The sequence below is a fragment of the Tamlana crocina genome (assembly GCF_012037625.1).
The window spans coordinates 39,854-57,310 of sequence record NZ_JAAVJS010000021.1 but is presented as its reverse complement, the minus strand read 5'-3'; the positions used below and the strand labels follow the sequence as shown (position 1 = coordinate 57,310).

Below are 17,457 nucleotides of genomic sequence, written 5' to 3'. Positions count from 1 at the left end.
TTATTTCTATGAACTCCGCTTGTTGGCATGTGCCGTTTTTAGCGGCTGCAAATATACCACCCTTTTTCTTTTCCAAACAAACTTTTTGGCGCTTTTTTTTCAGGTTTTTTTTGGCTTCGGGCGCAACACACTGAACGTGCAAGAGTTACGGCGGAAGTTTTTTGGGGCCCTGGTGACGCCCGCGCCGGAAACGCCCGAAATGCCCCGCAGATAACCCAACGGCATATAATATGTTCTTTATATCGAGTGAATGGATGGACTGAGGGAACTAACACCCATTATGGATTGCAAACAACACCACAGAACAGCCCGCGTTAGGGATTGAGCCATTGTGGGAGCTCCCTGAAAGGAGCGACTGGCGAAAGCCCGGCCCGCAGGGAACGCCATTAACATAATAAGATGTTATAAGAAGAAGTTCCAAACCACACCGAAGCGAATGATGAAATCGCGATACGGATAGTTGGGTGCCGAATAATAATTGTAGCCGGTAAAGGCTGAATTGAAGTGTTCGGCTTTAAAATAGATACGTGTTTGACGGATTTTTGCATTCAAGAAAAAGTCCAATCTCGGAAAACCACCATATTTGGTATCGGTTTGTGTGTAAAATTCTGCCAGCAAAGGACTGTATGCATCCATATAATACTCTGTAAAGTAATTTAGGGTTACCCCGGTTTGCATATATAGTGCCTTTTGAAATACATGACTTGAAAAGTAAAACGTATTTCTGGTATTAAACTCCGGCATGTTTAACACGTTATTATCGTCTTTTACGTTTTGATACATTATGGTATTCGCCAGCGCAAACTTGCCGAACTTGATTTCGTTTTCGAACTTCAGCCTTAAATAATTTATGGTATTGTTGTTTTGATACGGCCTTACCTGCATGGTAGTGGTATCTTGTTTAAAATATACATGGTCGTTGATGGTAGAAAAATCTAAAGTGACTTTTGCCCAATTCTTCAATTTTACTTGGAACGCCAGTTGTTGGGTTTCTATATTATTAAAGTTGTTCTGCCAGTTATAATTGGTATAGTTACTTTGATACAATAAGGTATTGTAATTGGGCGCATGCGCACTGTGATTTAGTGAGGCCTGTGCCGCAATGTCGTCGTTGAGTTTGAAACTTGCCGCCGCTTTAAAAAAGTTGCCCTCGAAATCGCCCGACACGTTTACCCCTAGCTCACCCTGCAAATTAAATCCTTTATATTGTTTTTGATACTTCCCGCCTGCGGAAAACACATCGCCTTTCAATCGGCTGGTAATTAACTGGCCATCGAGTAAAACCAACCTGTTATACCCGTAATTATAGTTGCTACTACTGATGTTAAATTGAAAATCGCCCAATATGTGATTGTAATATTCCAACTGAAGTTTGTTGTAAAAGTTTTCGAGCGTGGCGCGCTCCTTTAAATTGGACGAATTGAACGACTCGCCAAAAAAACTGGTTGTAGCCGTGGTTTGGTCGAATTGAAAATATTTATCTTCGAATGAAATAACGTGCCTTAAATCGAGCTTGTTCTTTGCCGCGAACTTTCTTCTGGGTTTAGGTGCTTGGATGGAATCGTTTAACGAATCAACTTCGGGCGCTCCACTGGCGATTTCCTCCCGATAATTAAAAATGTTATAACTGTGGTTTAAATAAAAACGTTTACCTCTGAGCATGCTTTCGGCGTTTTCAAAGTTCACATCTAAAATAGAACGATCTAAAAACTCGGGCTCACCGGTTTCAAACGGTTCAACGCTACCATCGGCCAACCCACCATTTTCCTGATTCATTAAATCTTGAGTAACAATATGGCCCTGCGCGTTGTATCGTCCGTTTCTGGACTGATAATTTGAGGTAAAACTAAAATTGCCCGTACTGGTTAATATATGCTGATACTTCCCTAAGGAACGCAACCCTTTGTAGGCTATTGAAAAATTGAATCTTGGCGAGGTATTTACCGTAAAAAACGACTCGACCAATTGCCCCTGCTCGAATGCGGTTTTAAAAAACAGTTCGGTTAAGGGTGTTGGCACCCGATAATAATAAGTATCTTCTATTTCTTTGTAATTGAAATGCCTTGCGCGTGCACCAAATTTCGGCATCAGTGCGCTACTCTCAAAATCTCGGGTTAAACTATTGTACGTTTGCCCTAAATTGGAGAATGGAATGAGTCCAAAATTATCTTTCCTTAAATAGTTGAACTTATAATCTTTTTGAATGGTGAGCGAAGTATCTACATAGGTAGTATCCTTTTCATGCGAAATGATAAGATAATCTTGAATTTTAGCCCCTTTATTGGTAGCCTCGTCAATTCCTGTGATTCTTTTTAAGGCACTTGCTACTTTAAGCGTATCTTTTTCTTTAGAAGAACGTTTTAACGAATCTTGGTTTACCGTTGCACCCCGTTGTTCTGGCTTACTAACTTCTTTATCTTGCGCTTGAAGACTTGGTATAACGGACAATAAAAAGATAAATAAAAAGACTTCTTTCATCTTTACAAAATTATTACAAATCATTGATTTGGTATTTTTAACATCGGTTATTATTGCCCTATTTTATTAAATGCCCATTATGGGCTTTTATAATGCCTTTTGAAGTTGCAAATGTAAACACAAAATATGATAACGCTAAAATGCGGATAAATTATTTATTGGGATAAATATTCCATAAAAAAAACCTAAACCACCCTCTCTATAAAAGGCGATTTAGGTTTTTTATGCCATCTGTTTTCTTTAAAAGTGCACCGGCACCCCAAAGCTAGTTCCTTACAAGATACCTTTAATTATACCACAAGCCATAAACCCTTAAATTAGGCTGATCGGCACTAGTAAAGGTTGATGACAAGTTGGAGTAACTAAACAAATCAGACGAAAAAGAACCTTCATCTGTAAAATATAGCCCTTCTTGGCTATTGAAAAATATCAATATAGGTAGCATTGAATTAAATACGCTGTTTCCCGTTCCGTTTGTAAAACCCGTAAAACTCAAATACAATTTGTTATCTGTTATCTCTGGGGTAAACCAATATGCTGCTTGCTCCAGTCTTCCCAAGGTGGGGTTAAGTAAAAACACAACAAGCAATACATTGCCATCGGAATCTGGTGTCGCATAATATTGAAATCCATAGAAGCTCCAATTTGAGGTAGCAGGGTCGTTTTGCAAGTTTGAATTTAAGGTTTCTACCAATGTATCAAAACCAGGAGATGTTAATGGGTTTGCTCCATCTACCGGAAAATAACCAAACACTTGATGCCCCGGAGTACCAAGCGCATTAACGTCCTCTTTAATAATGGCGGGAGCCGAATCGAATAAAATGGTGGCCGTAGTTCCATTTACATTAGCCACGTAACTATTGTTAGCTTCGTTATAAGCAAACACCTCGTAAACCTCTCCTCCAAATTCAAGAGCAGGACTAATTATCAATCCGCTTTCTGTAAAAGCCAGTCCGAAATTAAATTCCTTTATGGCGTTCACCCCGTTTTCTTCAACAATAACACTAGGCTTAGCATGCAGCTTTAAGGCATCGTAATTTAAATTGAAGTTGGATACCTCGTTTCCGTTTTCAATTTTTAATATTTGAAACACCGAGCTAGAGGCTGTAGGCAATATGTTTTGGCGTTGTTGTAACGATGTTTCGGCACTGGCCACACTTTCTATTTCGAAATTAGAAAAATTAGTGGGCACTAAAGTAAGTTGTGCGGTGTCTTTATTTCTAACATCCCGAAATACTAAGGCTCCATTTTCGTAACCAAAAAACTGGAAAACCGACGTTCCCTTAAAACCTGTCCCAATTAAACCAGGGTGGTCTGGATTGCTTACTTTTTGGATGTGGTTACGGGTGGTGAACACCAAATCTGTAGTGGTTCCGGTACGCACTTCGTATGATGAAGTTTGTATATCGGTATCGTCATCAAAATCAGATGTCATCCTCACCGTACCATCTTCATTAAAGTTCATATAATAGGTAAACCCTCCAAACTCATCATTTTTAGAAAAGTAAACCGCTTTATAGCCTTGGTTTTCAGACAGCAATAATTCTAAAAGCTCGCTATTTTGATTGGCTATTCTATCTGCCGGACTTTCTGAAAACAGTTCTTCGCCATTATCTTTATTACAAGACGTTATGGCCAAAAACAATGCAAAACAGATTAACCAACTGTATTTATATATATTTTTCATAGTTTTTTTAGTTTACAAGTTCTTGAGTTGCTGCCGCTGTTAAAGCCTGAAGCTCGTAGATATCGATATCGAAATTGACCTGGAAGTATTCGGCAACCATCGCTTCTTTTATTCTAATAAATGCCTTTGCTTCTTCATTTTGAATACTTTCGACCATAGCATCGAAGTCTTCTTTTGAATTGGTAAGCATTTCTGAAACCATTTCAACAAAATCTTCGCTTTCTTGGCTAGAGCCATATGCGGTAATATAACCTAATTCTCTAGCTTGTTCATCTGTTATGTTAAACCATTGGGCCGTATAGTTTTCTGGGTTAACCTGCCCATAGGCCGGGTCTATCGGTACATTTTGGTTGAGAATATGACCGTATTCGTGATGTACTGTTTTTAAGGGTTGCTTAATACTATTAATATTGGTAAAATCTAAATAATCTATATTGAATAAAGTGATTTTAGTACCAGCCTCGGCCACCCCTAATGTAATCGTCGGGCTATTGGGATTATAATTAAAACTTCCCGCAAAGGTAAACTGCCGGGGCGCTATTTTTTTTATAAAATCTTCGCCGCCTACTTGAGTATAAGGTTCAATCCAAGCTTTTTGTAATGCTTCTGCAACGGGCTGCACACTGGCCTCGAATGGTGGGTGCAAAAACCTATCGACATCGGTATCGTTTATGTCCCACTTATATAGTACCTCTATATTATAAGGTTGAACAAAATTACTGCGCAACCAAATATCCAAATCGTTTAAAATAGGCGGATTGGTGTCAATTTGGCTCTCGCCCACAGACTCCTCCCCAGTGTTGCACGATATTGCCACAAGCACGACAACGCACACCAGTGTAGAGATTATATTCTTTTTCATGTTGTAAAATTTTAAAATTTGCATTTCTATCTAGGGTTTGGAGTAATACCAAACGACTGCGCCGCCTCTGGTATTTGCAATTGTCTTCGGTTATCGTCTTTAGTCAAAGTATAAACATTGCCCAAAATATCGGAGTGCCTCACTTCCATTTGATGTCTTTTTACATCGAACCACCTAAGGCCGTCATTATAAAAAACAGTTCTTTTAATATCTAGAATAGCAGCCACAAACGGTAAGGACGTTTCTGGTATTGGGTAAAACGGCGTGTAAACTGACGCCGGAAAACCTTGATATATTTGTGCAATATCGGCCGCCGTCAACTCATCCTCTTCTGGGTTATATCCTGCGGTTTTTACCGATAAGGACAAATTGATATCGGCCGTAGCACTTTCAAATTGTCCCAACATGGCATAAGCCTCTGCTCTATTAAGCAAAACTTCATCTGTCGACAACAACACAAAAGTTACAAAAGCATTACCTGTTCCGGCCGCTTGATTGGTAACCTTAAAGTATTCTTGATACTTGGGAACATTGTAAAACAAATCACCACTCCCGTAAACATCAAAAGACCAAGCTTTACCTAAAATATTTCCTCCAAAGAACAGCTGACCAGCCAAAGTACTATTTAACTGATATCTTGCCGAAAAATGGTATCTATTGTACAAAGATTCGGCCGAAACCAACAACAAGTTGGCAGGTTCTTGTGTTGAGGAGGTATAACGAAACGTTTGCTCGCTATAGGTTCTTGGACTATACTCGTTCTCCCAATCGCGCAAAACCAACGCCCCACCATTATTTAAAGCTAAATTACTGTGTGTAATCACTTTTTCCCATTCTCCGGTATGCAAATAAAAACGTGAAGCAAATGCATTGGCCGCTTTTGTGTTAAAATGGAATGCCTCTACATTGTAACCCTCATTTTCGATTAAGGGCAAACCGTTTTCTATATCTGCCTTAATATTCTGATATACGCTAGCAACACTTCCTCTTTCATAATCTCCCAGCAGAACGGTTTCTGGCTCAACAATATAAGGAATGCCCATATCGGTATCAGCCGTTGAAGGGTTGTACGACTTTGAAAATATACTAACCAACATAAAATGGGCATAGGCACGACACAATAGTGCTTCCCCTTTTAAATAGTCGTACTCAGCCCCCCCACCTAAAGCTTCTATCGATGCCAAAGCCTGATTAACCTGGGCAATAGCTTTGTAAGCACTATTCCAGTAATTGGTTGGGGTGTCTTCGTCTACGTCATTTATATCTTCCCAAAAATACATCCGCTGGTTAAGGGTGGTTACAAAATCGATGCCTGTATCGGCACTTGGGCCTTTATCGCCTGCATTATCAGACATGGGTTCGAGGAAGCTAACATAAGCAGCCTCTGGATATGCGCCCACTAGGAGTTCCGCTATTTTATCGGTCGAATCGATATTCTCAATTCTGTTATCTGGCGTTTCGTCCAAAACATTGCTACAGGAAAAGGCTAGCAATGCCACGGCCAAAACTCTTATTATATTAAACTTTATATGTTTCATGCTTTATTTTTTTAAAACCCAATGTTAAGTGAAAAAGTAAACAGCCTCGAAATAGGGTAAGCCACACCACCAGAGCGGAAAAATTCGGGGTCTTGACCGCCCAACTTAGAATCTGAATAGATCAAGAAGGGGTTGGTGCTTTGCAAACTCAACCTAAAATTAGAAATACCCAATCGGCTGGTTGTAGCTGGATCGAACGTATAGCCCAGCGATATGTTTTTCATTCGTATAAAATCGCCGTCAGCTGTTCTTGCGGTAGAATAATTGTATGCATTATAAGCCCTTTCTACTTCGTTATCTCCAAAAGATTGCAAAACGCTTAACGAGGCTATTGCCGGCACATCGGTAATGGCTTCGTCGCCAGGAACAAGCCAACGGTTAACAAACTCACGAGGAAAAACGTCCAAATCGGTATATTCCGATTTGTAGGCAGGCGCCAATCTCACTTTATTTCCTGCCGAAAAAGAAATGAAGAAACTCAAATCCCAGTTTTTGTACTTAAAGTTATTTGAAAGTCCTCCTGATATATTTGGTTCGGTTGCGCCTTCATAAACTAAGTAATCCAACACATTGTCCGTATCTTGAAAGTCAATCAAATCATAAGGTTTCGCCGGATTAAAATCGGGGTCTTCGGTTAAAAATGTAGGCAACCCATATTCGTTAAGTCCTTCAAAATTAAATGAGAAAAGCGAGCCTTTAGGGTAGCCTACCGCATTACCCCTTCCTGTTCCAGTCACTAAATCGAATACATTAGCTTCTTGTTTTAGTGAAGTCACCTCTTGATTGAAGTGTGAAATATTAAAGCCTGTGCGCCACTTAAATTTTTCTGAATCGATATTTACGGTATTCAATTGAAATTCTATACCGTTTGTGGTCATTTCAGAATTGTTACCCAATTTAGTGGATTCTCCACCTATACCGGTAGTTCGAATTAAATCTATCAGGTCTTTTCCTTTTCTAAAGTAGGCATCAAAATTCATTGTTATCCTATTATTGAAAAGACCAAGATCTACCCCTAAGTTAAGTTCGAGTGTTTTTTCCCAAGTCAACTCTGAGTTCTGAAGATCTTCAATATCAATATAGTTTTCACGGTCGTTACTATTAAAACGGTCGGTAATTTGGCTTCTAAAAACAGCAAGGTTATTCGTGGCGTTATCGGCCAAGAGCCCTACAAGTCCGTAACTAGGTCTAAAAGCTAAATTTGAAATCACATCGGAGTCACTTAAAAAGTCCTCTCTATGCACATTCCATTTACCACCTATGGTGTATGTAGGCAACCATCTAGAGTCTGACGATTTTCCTGCCCGGTTGGAGCCTTCATAATTTCCCGTTAAGTTTAGTACATACTTTTTGTCGTAATCGTAAGTTGCATTAGCAAAAAACGAAACCTCACGCTGCCTAGTTTCAGTCGAGGCAAAATATGGATTGCCCTCTAAAATGGCCTTTCTCAAAATATCGGGGTGCGTAAACACCGTACCACCTCTATTAAACTGATAGCCATAGCCAGTATTTTCGCTTGATGTTCTATCTGTATAACGAAACTCTTGTCCGCCGTAGATTCGTAAACCATGAACGTCATCTTTAAAACGTTTTATGTAATCCAGCGTATTTCTAAGCGTGTAGGTTACCAAGGTATTTTTCGATGTTTTTAAAATCCCCCCAACTGGCAGCACCACATATGGCCTAGAATTTGGTTTATCTGGATCGGTAAACAAAAACACATTAGCATCCTGCACAATAGTGGTTTCGTTTGATCTATAGGCCGCCGCCACATTCGAGTTTTCTGTGATAGAATGCTCTCCATTGGAAGTTACGTACCGGGCCGACCCCAAGAAATTATAAGTAAGGTTGTCGTTAATTTTGTACTCTCCCTGCCCTTGGAATTTTATATCCGATACATTTAGTTCTATCCCATTGTTATCCAATTCATCCAAAATATTGAAAGGCGCCCAATTGTATCTGGAATATTCCAAATTTCCGTCGTTGTCTCTTGGGCGTAAAGCACGACTCGTATTAATGGCGTAACTAAACGGGTTGATATCGAAATCGCGGGTATACGACCCACTAACCAAATCTTCCTCTCGGGCAAATGTACCCGGAGCGAGCTGGTTTCTAATAGACCCTTGCATTTGCACGGTTACTTTCAGTTTGTCGTCAGCCATATAATAGGTATTCCGCAAATTACCCGTAATACGTCTCACTCTATCGGCAACGCTCCAGCCGCCATCGGTATAATAACCTAAGGAAGCGTACGATGTAGCATTTTCGCCACCACTAGAAAAACTAAGCGTATGCGTTTGTGTTGGCGCTGTATTAAACAAGGTTTTAAACCAGTCGCTGTTGGCTAATTCGTACTGTTGTAAAAATTGAGCACGCGCTTCAGGCGTGTTCTCAAGCTCGAAAGTTCCAGTGTTTTCGTCGTAATTATCAATGGCCCGATACATAATATTGTATATACCGCCGTAACGCCCTTGAAACGACGAGGGCATATCCAAAAACCCCTTAGACTCCATTTCTCTGTAAACCGAAACAGTTTCCTGCGAGTTGAGTAAATCGTAATTACCGTATCTTGGTATGTCCCTAACGGCATATTCCGCAGAATAATTAAAAGTTGGTTTTTGGTTCTTCTTACCCGTTTTAGTGGTGATAACCACAACCCCATTAAGCGCTCTCGCCCCATACAATGCTGTAGCCGAAGCATCTTTTAGAATTTCAAAACTTTCAATATCTGAAGCATTTAAGCCCGCCACTGCCGAACTTAGTAAGGTATTGGCATCACCAGAAACCAAATCGGAAACCGAAAGATTTACAATTTCTTCTTGAATAACACCGTCAATAATCCAAATGGGCTTGGTATCGCCCAAAATAGATGACGACCCACGGATGGTAATTCTTGGAGCCGCACCAAAAGTTCCGGTAACGTTTTGCACGCTAACCCCGGCAGCCCTACCTTCCAGCGCCCGCGATACATCGGCAACACCATCTAGCTTTACATCGGCCGCCTTAATGGTTTGCGACGCCCCTGTAAAGAGCTCCCGTCTGACATTTTGGTAGCCCGTTACTACAACGGCATCTAAACTTTCAACGTCTTCTACCATGGTAACGTTAACCTCGTTGCTTTCCCCCACGGTAACACGCTGGGTTTCCATCCCTACATAGCTAAACCTTAAAACGTCGCCAGTGGCACCCGTAATTTGGTATTCGCCATCAAAATTTGAAGTCGCCCCTTTGCTGGTTCCTTCAACCACAATGGTTACCCCCGGCAAGGGCACGCCGTTGGCATCAAAAACGGCACCAGTAATTCGCTTCACTTGGCCAAAAGAAAATTGGATTGAAAGTGTCAGGAGAAACACCATCAACCCAGAGTAATTTAATTTCATAAATTAATTATTTGAGTTAGTCCAAAGCCAATTTCTTAATATTATCTTAATAAAACAAAAGTTTAACAAAAAAATATTCAGCATTATTACAGAATGCCTTCATTTTATTCAAAAACAATTAGCATTTGGAGCTTTATAACATTGATGTTACTTTTACCAAAACATTATTCTATGCTGTTAAACTACCACTCAAAATTCACTTTAGAATGCGGTACCGATGAAGCCGGTCGTGGTTGTTTGGCTGGTCCTGTTACCGCAGCGGCTGTTATTCTTCCAAAGGATTTTAAAAACACGGTGCTAAACGACTCCAAACAACTCAGCGAAAAAAACAGGTTCGGTTTAAAACCCATTATCGAGCAAGACGCTTTGTGTTTTGGAGTGGCCCATATTTTTCAAGAGGAAATTGACAGTATAAACATTTTGAATGCATCGATTTTGGCCATGCACCAATCTATTGAAAAACTGAATCCGCAGCCCGAATATATTATTGTAGATGGCAATAAATTCAAACCATATAATAATGTCCCGTTTGAAACCATTATAAAAGGAGACGGAAAATATATTAGTATTGCCGCTGCATCGGTATTGGCTAAAACCTACCGCGATGCTTACATGGACCAAATACACGAAGAGTTCCCCATGTATAATTGGAAAAAAAATAAAGGCTACCCGACCAAACAGCATCGCGAGGCTATTAAAAAGTACGGTATAACAAAATACCACCGCAAATCGTTTAGGCTATTACCCGACCAATTAAGCTTAGAACTTTAGTTTAAACCGATATTTTTAATGCGTTAAAAAAATATTAGGTTTGCATGACCTTGACGCCTTTTAAGAATAGTTCACTAAAACCACCTCAAATAACGAGTAAAAATTAATGCATCCATGAGAATAATTTGCTTGTCCTTTCTACTTTTTACGGTATTCGCTTGCAGCAATCCAGCAAAAAAAAGAACCGAACTTATCGATTATGTTCCCGAAAACACCTCGGTAATTTTAAGAACTTCCAATTTAGAAAGCTTAAAGAGCAGCATAAAAAACAGTCGCTTTTTACAGCAATTGGATGATACGGAAGGCTATTTAAATCTTCAAAAAAAACTGGAACACTTGCCCCACTTTACCCCTTCGAGTAACATTATTCTATGTTTTTCTTCAGACGGCAACGATTCATTACAATACACCTTAATAACAAAATTCAACCAAAACCTTTTTAAAACCGATTCATTAAAAAATTATATTGAAGAAACCCTAACCATAAAAAACAGACAGATCACCAAATCTACAATTAACCAAAACACTTTTTACAGTGCGGTTATCGACAGCGTGTTTTTTGCATCATCGGCACAACAATTTACAACCAGCGCTTTTAATGAAAGACCCCATAACGGCACATTGAAAAAAGTTTTCGGCACGACAGACAACGACAAGACAGCTTCAGTAACCTTAACGGCTAACGCCAAATCTCCCCTAAATTCAATTTTTATTGAAGATTCGCTTTCGTTTGAAATATTTACGGAATATTTCGCAGCCGATGTGGAGTTGGAGCAAAACGAAATGTATTTTAACGGCATTACCAAAGCTACCGATAGCACAAAAAGTTTGGTAAATGTATTTAAAAGCACCATACCGCAAGAAAATCAGTTACAGCACATCACTCCGGGCAATGCGGATGGTTTTTCTAGCATCACCTTTAATGATTTTAAAACTTTTGAAAAGAATTTGAACCAATTCAAATCAAAAGATTCGGTTACCAGTTCTTCACTGTTTAAAAACATTTCTGAAATTGGAGTGATTTACGAAGGACAAAATCGTGCGGTGGCATTATACTCTAACGATGTTATCGCTACCCAGGATGCACTTTTAGCTGAACAAAGCAAACTGGACACCTACAGGGAAGTGGATATTTACAGCTTTAGCCAACCTGATTTATTTGCCAACGTGTTTTCACCGTTTATTTCGGGTACTGATGCCAACATGTATTGCATTTTAGACTACTTTTTTGTGTTTGCCAATAATATGGAGACGCTTCAAAATATAATTGCGAGTTACCAAAACGAAACCACTTTAAGCCAACGTGAATATTTTAATGCCATAACCGAAAAATTGAGCTCGGCGGCGTCTTTTTTACAAGTAGGCGATGCTTCAGCCTTAAAGTCCATTTTGCGAAAAAACTTGAAAGATGATAGTGATTTCAACCTTAACAGCGACAATATTTCGGCCGTTCAGTTTATTTTCGATACGAACTTTGCGCACGTTAATGGTATTATTAGTAAAAATAAAGCCCGTGCGGCCCAGCATTCAGTTTCGGAAGAATTGAATATAAAACTAGATAACGATATTCTTAACCGTCCGCAATTAGTAAAAAATCATATTTCCGGCCAAAAAGATATTGTGGTTCAAGATGTAAAAAACAACCTTTACCTGATTTCCAATACTGGAAAAATCCTTTGGAAAAAACAACTTCAAGGCCCAGTATTAGGCAACATCCAGCAAATTGACATTTATAAAAACGGGCGACTACAACTCATTTTTGCAACACCAAACCGTGTGTATGTTTTAGACAGAAACGGAAAAGCGGTGAGTCCGTTTCCATTAAAATTCAACGATAAAATTACCCAACCGCTATCGGTGTTTGATTACGACAAACGAAAAAACTACCGATTGTTGGTTACCCAAGGAAAAAATGTGTTGATGTACAATGTAAAAGGGAATATTGTAAAAGGTTTTACGTTTAAATCTGCCAACGGCACTATTATTTCACAACCGAAACACTTTAGAATTGGCAGCAAAGATTACATTGTTTTAAAAACAAAAGATAAACTTTACATTTTAGACCGCACGGGCAAAACCCGTGTGACGCCAAAAAATCAAGCTGATTTTTCCAACCAGCCCCTATTTTTATACAACAATAAATTCACCACCACTACTGAAAACGGTAAATTATTTTCGGTCGATACCAAAGGCAACACCTCAAGTGCCGACCTAAAACTTTCAGAAAACCATTTTTTACAAACCACCAGTAAAACGCTGGTTACACAGAGTGATAATAAATTATCGATTAAAAACAGAACTACCGAACTGGATTTTGGGAACTATTCGCAGCCCAGCATATTTTATATTTATGATAAAATTTATGTATCGACCACCGACCAACAGGCTCATAAAATTTATCTGTTCGATAGTCAATCAGAATCCATTCCTAATTTTCCGGTTTATGGAAATTCGCCCATTGAGCTCGACAATATTGACAAAGACCGGAATTTAGAGTTTGTCACCAAAGGTGAAAGCAACTCTGTACTCCTTTATCAAATCAATTAAAGGAATACAGCAAACTTAATGGAAATAATTTGCAGATAAAAAACTAATTTATACATTTAACCTCGCTATTAACCAAACAGTTACAAACTATTAATATTTAGAATCCACATTCATTTTACACATTAAATGTCTCTGCCTATCTATAACGTACAACCTCTATAAAATTTAACGATAACCAAATCGCAAGTCCTCGAATCTTGAATGCCAAAGCTCTATGCTTTGGCATTCTTTTTTAGGTTTTTTTCTTTTGAAATAGTACTATTGCACTACTAATTTACAGCAGATGATTTCAAGAAAAAACGCCACAATTTCAAAATTTATAATTCATAAAGTTGGAAACAAATTCAACGATACTAAAAACGCCTTTTCGGAAAATCTGGTTGATTTTGATGAAGCCAGCTACGATTTAATGCTGCCATTTTTGCTACGCCCGTTTGGCAGTGTGGTGCAAAGCTACCGGTTTAACCACCATGCCAATATTGCACTGAACGAAATTAACAACTACAGCACACAAATGTTTGATGAAGACAACACCGATTTTATTGAAGTCTCGAAACATATTGTTATGCATTTGTACGAACAATCTAATTCGGCCAACATCAAAACCGGCGATGTTTTGGTGGTCATGTTCGAGGGTATTGAATTTAACGACATCACTACCAACGCCATTGGTATTTTTAAAATTGAGAACAAAGTCAACTTTTTTCAAACCTATCTGGAAAACAACAGTTACGATGTTTTGGTGCAAAAAGGCATCAGTTCGAAAAAGGTAGACAAAGGCTGTCTCATATTAAACCAAAACGACACCGAAGGCCCCATTGTTTTTAGCGTTGACAATAACAGTTACGATACCCAATACTGGCTGAATCATTTTTTGAACATCAAATATGCCGACGATGCCAACAACCATACCCAGCAATACATCGAATTGTGCAAAGATTTTTCAACCGAAATCATCAAAACCACTTACGGCGCCCAAGAGAAAAACACCTTTTTAACCAAAACCATCGATTTCTTTAAAGAAAACGAAGTGGTAAACATTGAGCGCTTTAAAGATGAAATTTTTGAGGAGGACAAACACAAACAGGAGTTCGACAGCTTTAAAAAAGAATTTGAAGGCGAACAGAATTTGGTAATCAGAAACCAATTTGATGTAGCTGAAGCTGTTGTAAACAAAGAAAAGCGTAAAATTAAAACCGACATAAAACTCGATACGCACATTCAAATAAAACTGGATATTGACGCACCGGATGCTTCAACCGAATACTTGGAGCGCGGCTACGACGAAGAAAAGAAAATGCACTACTACAAAGTGTTTTTTAACGCAGAAGATTAGTACAATGTAAACAAATTTGTATTTTAGAGCGAAATTATAGCTGGCAGTACCAATAAAACTGCGAAAAATTAGAATGAACACATATAGTTTCCAAATATTATACACGCATAACATATTCAACAAAAAGTATATATTTGCAGTTAAACACGATATTTTGTTTAGCCTTCCCTCACTAACACATTATTTCGTCCCCTATCTTAATAAAAACATTAATAGCAACCCTTCCTAACCTAAAAATGAACTATCTTCAAAAAGAGCTATATGAGCTTATAAAAACCGACAATGCCATTTTCGAATTTATCCAGAACAATTCGCTCGACGGTTTGTGGTATTGGGATTTAGAAAAACCCGAAAATGAATGGATGAACGAAAGGTTTTGGGAGGTACTCGGTTACGACCCCAAAGATATGCCGCACAAGGCTTCGGCATGGCAAGACATTATCAATAAAGACGACCTCGCCTTAGCTGCCAATAATGTAAAACAACACCTGGAAGACCCCAACCACCCCTATGACCAAACGGTAAGATACACCCATAAGAATGGACAAACCATTTGGATACGATGCAAAGGTTTGGCCATTAGAAATGCTGAGGGCGTCCCCACTAGAATGCTAGGGTCACATCAAGATGTTACCCAGCTTAAACAAAGTGAGAACGTACTTAAGCATTGTAACGAAGAAGCTAATATTGGTTTCTGGGACATGAATGTAAGTACCCAAACCATTATCTGGAGTGATGTAACCAAAAAGATACATGGCGTAGACCCAGACTACCAACCAAATTTGGAGACCGGAATTAATTTTTATAAAAAAGGGCATAGTCAAGACAGAATAACCGATTTGGTTTTTAATGCCTTAAATAAGGGAGAAGGGTTTAACGAAGAACTACAAATTGTAACGCAACAAGGAAAAACGAAATGGGTTAAAGTACTCGGTATTCCAGAAAAAAATCATCAAAATACAATTAATAGGGTTTATGGGACCATGCAAGACATAGACGCCCTTAAAACATATCAACTAAAACTCGAAGAAAGCGAACAAGCGTTTAGAGGGAACTTTGAAAATGCAGCCATAGGCATGGCGCTGTTAGACAAGTACGGCAAATGGTTAAAAGTTAACCAAACCTTATGCGATATTGTTGGTTATACATCAGAAGAATTTTACCAACTTACCTTTCAGGACATCACACACCCCGATGATTTAGACCTAGATTTGTCGCTATTGCAAGAAGTCATGGAGAAGAAGCGCGAACACTATAGAATGGATAAACGTTATTTCCATAAAAAGGGGTACTTGGTTTATATCCACCTTGCCGTATCGGTTGTTAGGGACGATAAAGGCGATGTACTCTATTTTATATCGCAAATTATCGATATCACCCAGCAAAAGGAACAAGAGCAGAAGCTTCAGCGTATCATTGAACTCACGCAAGACCAAAACGAACGACTAAAAAACTTTGCGCATATTGTATCGCATAATTTGCGCTCGCACTCGGGTGGCCTATCGGCACTATTATCCATTTTAAAGGAAGATGAACCCGATTATTTCGAAAACGAAATTGTAAAGCTTCTCGAATCGTCTTCTGATAATTTAAATGAAACCATAGAGCATTTATCTGAAGTAGTAAAAATCAACCTTTCTTCAAAAGAAAATTTCTCTTTACTCCCAATAAAACCGATTGTAGACAAACAAATTACCTCAATATTACCACTGGCAGAAAAAAACAAGGTAAACATCATCAACAATATTGACCAAGACACGAAAGTTTTAGCTATACAGGCTTACCTCGAAAGTATTGCCCTCAACTTTATAACCAACGCCATAAAATACCGGTCTAAAGACCGAAACAGCTTTTTAGAAATAAATTCATTAAAAAACGGGAAGTACACCATTATAGAATTTATAGACAACGGCGTTGGCATCAACCTCGACTTGCACAGTAAAAAGCTATTTGGAATGTACAAAACATTTCATAAAAACAAAGATGCCCGAGGCATTGGGCTATTCATCACGAAAAATCAGATTGAGACTTTAGGCGGAAAAGTTGAAGTAAGTAGTGAAATAAACAAAGGAACCACTTTTAAAGTATTTTTAAGAAATGAAAAAGATTAACTTAGCTTGTATTATTGACGATGATTCCACCCACGTTTACATCACCAAACGCTTTCTAGATTTAACTGGAGTTGTTGAGTCCATATTAATTTGCCATGACGGAAAAGATGCCTTTGACAAACTAAAAGCTATCATTGTAAACGGCGACAAGCTACCCGAATTAATTTTACTGGATTTAAACATGCCGGTTTGGGATGGTTGGCAGTTTTTAGATGCCTTTAAAACGATTCCAACAGAACAAAAAATCACCATTTACATATTAACCAGCTCTAATAATGAAGAAGATATTGAAAAGGCTAAAAAATACAATATGGATAGCAATTATATTGTAAAGCCTATTTCTTTAAAGGAACTGAAAAATATCGTTCTGGACTTGGATTAAGGAGAGTTTCTATATTTTAATAACGAACCTGTATAAACAAAAAAAGCTTCCCGTTTCCGAGAAGCTTTTTAATTTTTTAAAAACCTTAATTATCAAAGGGCAGCAACGTGTTTTGCTAAACCAGATTTAAGGTTGGCAGCTTTGTTAGCATGAATAATGTTTTTCTTTGCTAACTTATCTAACATAGACACCACAGAAGGAAACAACGCTTCAGCTTCTTTCTTATCAGTCAACTCACGTAATTTCTTAATCGCATTACGAGTCGTTTTGTGCTGATACTTGTTCACCACACGTCTTGCTTCGTTTCTTCTAATTCTCTTTAATGCTGACTTATGATTTGCCATTTTGCTTTTTTATTATAAAAT

Annotated in this window: 12 protein-coding genes; 6 read left to right on the top strand and 6 right to left on the bottom strand. The window is 38.5% G+C overall.

Going from position 1 to position 17,457, the window contains the following annotated elements; translation table 11 throughout:
- The coding region (locus HC176_RS19635) for a hypothetical protein (protein ID WP_209309715.1) at positions 1–214 on the top strand (214 nt) is incomplete at its 5' end.
- 188 nt (positions 215–402) lie between these two features.
- Here the strand turns inward: HC176_RS19635 and HC176_RS13425 are convergent.
- The 5 genes from HC176_RS13425 to HC176_RS13405 form a co-directional block, all read right to left on the bottom strand.
- Positions 403–2,502: a putative porin gene (locus HC176_RS13425; protein WP_245234898.1), complete on the bottom strand. Its 2,100-nt coding sequence runs from the start codon at positions 2,500–2,502 to the stop codon at positions 403–405.
- Positions 2,503–2,764: 262 nt separating this feature from the next.
- A complete protein-coding gene (locus HC176_RS13420) occupies positions 2,765–4,165 on the bottom strand; it encodes a DUF4302 domain-containing protein (protein ID WP_167919125.1) in 1,401 nt (466 codons plus the stop codon).
- A gap of 7 nt (positions 4,166–4,172) precedes the next feature.
- Complete coding sequence (locus HC176_RS13415; RefSeq protein ID WP_167919123.1) at positions 4,173–5,027, bottom strand: zinc-binding metallopeptidase; 855 nt, start codon at positions 5,025–5,027, stop codon at positions 4,173–4,175.
- A 26-nt stretch (positions 5,028–5,053) separates the two neighbouring features.
- The gene (locus tag HC176_RS13410) at positions 5,054–6,565 is read right to left on the bottom strand and encodes a RagB/SusD family nutrient uptake outer membrane protein (RefSeq protein ID WP_167919121.1); all 1,512 of its coding nucleotides are present in this window, start codon (positions 6,563–6,565) and stop codon (positions 5,054–5,056) included.
- A gap of 11 nt (positions 6,566–6,576) precedes the next feature.
- A complete protein-coding gene (locus HC176_RS13405) occupies positions 6,577–9,945 on the bottom strand; it encodes a SusC/RagA family TonB-linked outer membrane protein (RefSeq protein WP_167919119.1) in 3,369 nt (1,122 codons plus the stop codon).
- 171 nt (positions 9,946–10,116) lie between these two features.
- Between HC176_RS13405 and HC176_RS13400 the strand changes: the two genes are divergently transcribed.
- The 5 genes from HC176_RS13400 (at position 10,117) to HC176_RS13380 (ending at position 17,092) form a co-directional block, all read left to right on the top strand.
- Positions 10,117–10,716, top strand: coding sequence for a ribonuclease HII (locus HC176_RS13400; RefSeq protein WP_209309714.1), 600 nt, complete (start codon positions 10,117–10,119; stop codon positions 10,714–10,716).
- Between the two features lie 114 nt (positions 10,717–10,830).
- Positions 10,831–13,263: a PQQ-binding-like beta-propeller repeat protein gene (locus HC176_RS13395; RefSeq protein ID WP_167919116.1), complete on the top strand. Its 2,433-nt coding sequence runs from the start codon at positions 10,831–10,833 to the stop codon at positions 13,261–13,263.
- 283 nt (positions 13,264–13,546) lie between these two features.
- Entirely contained in the window at positions 13,547–14,599 is a 1,053-nt protein-coding gene (locus tag HC176_RS13390) for a nucleoid-associated protein (protein ID WP_167919114.1), read from the top strand.
- 236 nt (positions 14,600–14,835) lie between these two features.
- Positions 14,836–16,710 (top strand): sensor histidine kinase, encoded by a 1,875-nt coding sequence (locus HC176_RS13385; protein ID WP_167919112.1) that lies wholly within the window; start codon positions 14,836–14,838, stop codon positions 16,708–16,710.
- Positions 16,697–17,092, top strand: a complete 396-nt coding sequence (locus HC176_RS13380) for a response regulator (protein ID WP_167919111.1) — start codon at positions 16,697–16,699, stop codon at positions 17,090–17,092. The genes HC176_RS13385 and HC176_RS13380 overlap by 14 nt, the downstream gene beginning before the upstream one ends.
- Before the next feature lie 92 nt (positions 17,093–17,184).
- Here HC176_RS13380 and rpsT read toward each other — a convergent pair whose 3' ends face one another.
- Positions 17,185–17,436, bottom strand: coding sequence for a 30S ribosomal protein S20 (gene rpsT / locus HC176_RS13375; protein ID WP_167919110.1), 252 nt, complete (start codon positions 17,434–17,436; stop codon positions 17,185–17,187).
- Positions 17,437–17,457: the final 21 nt, after the last annotated feature.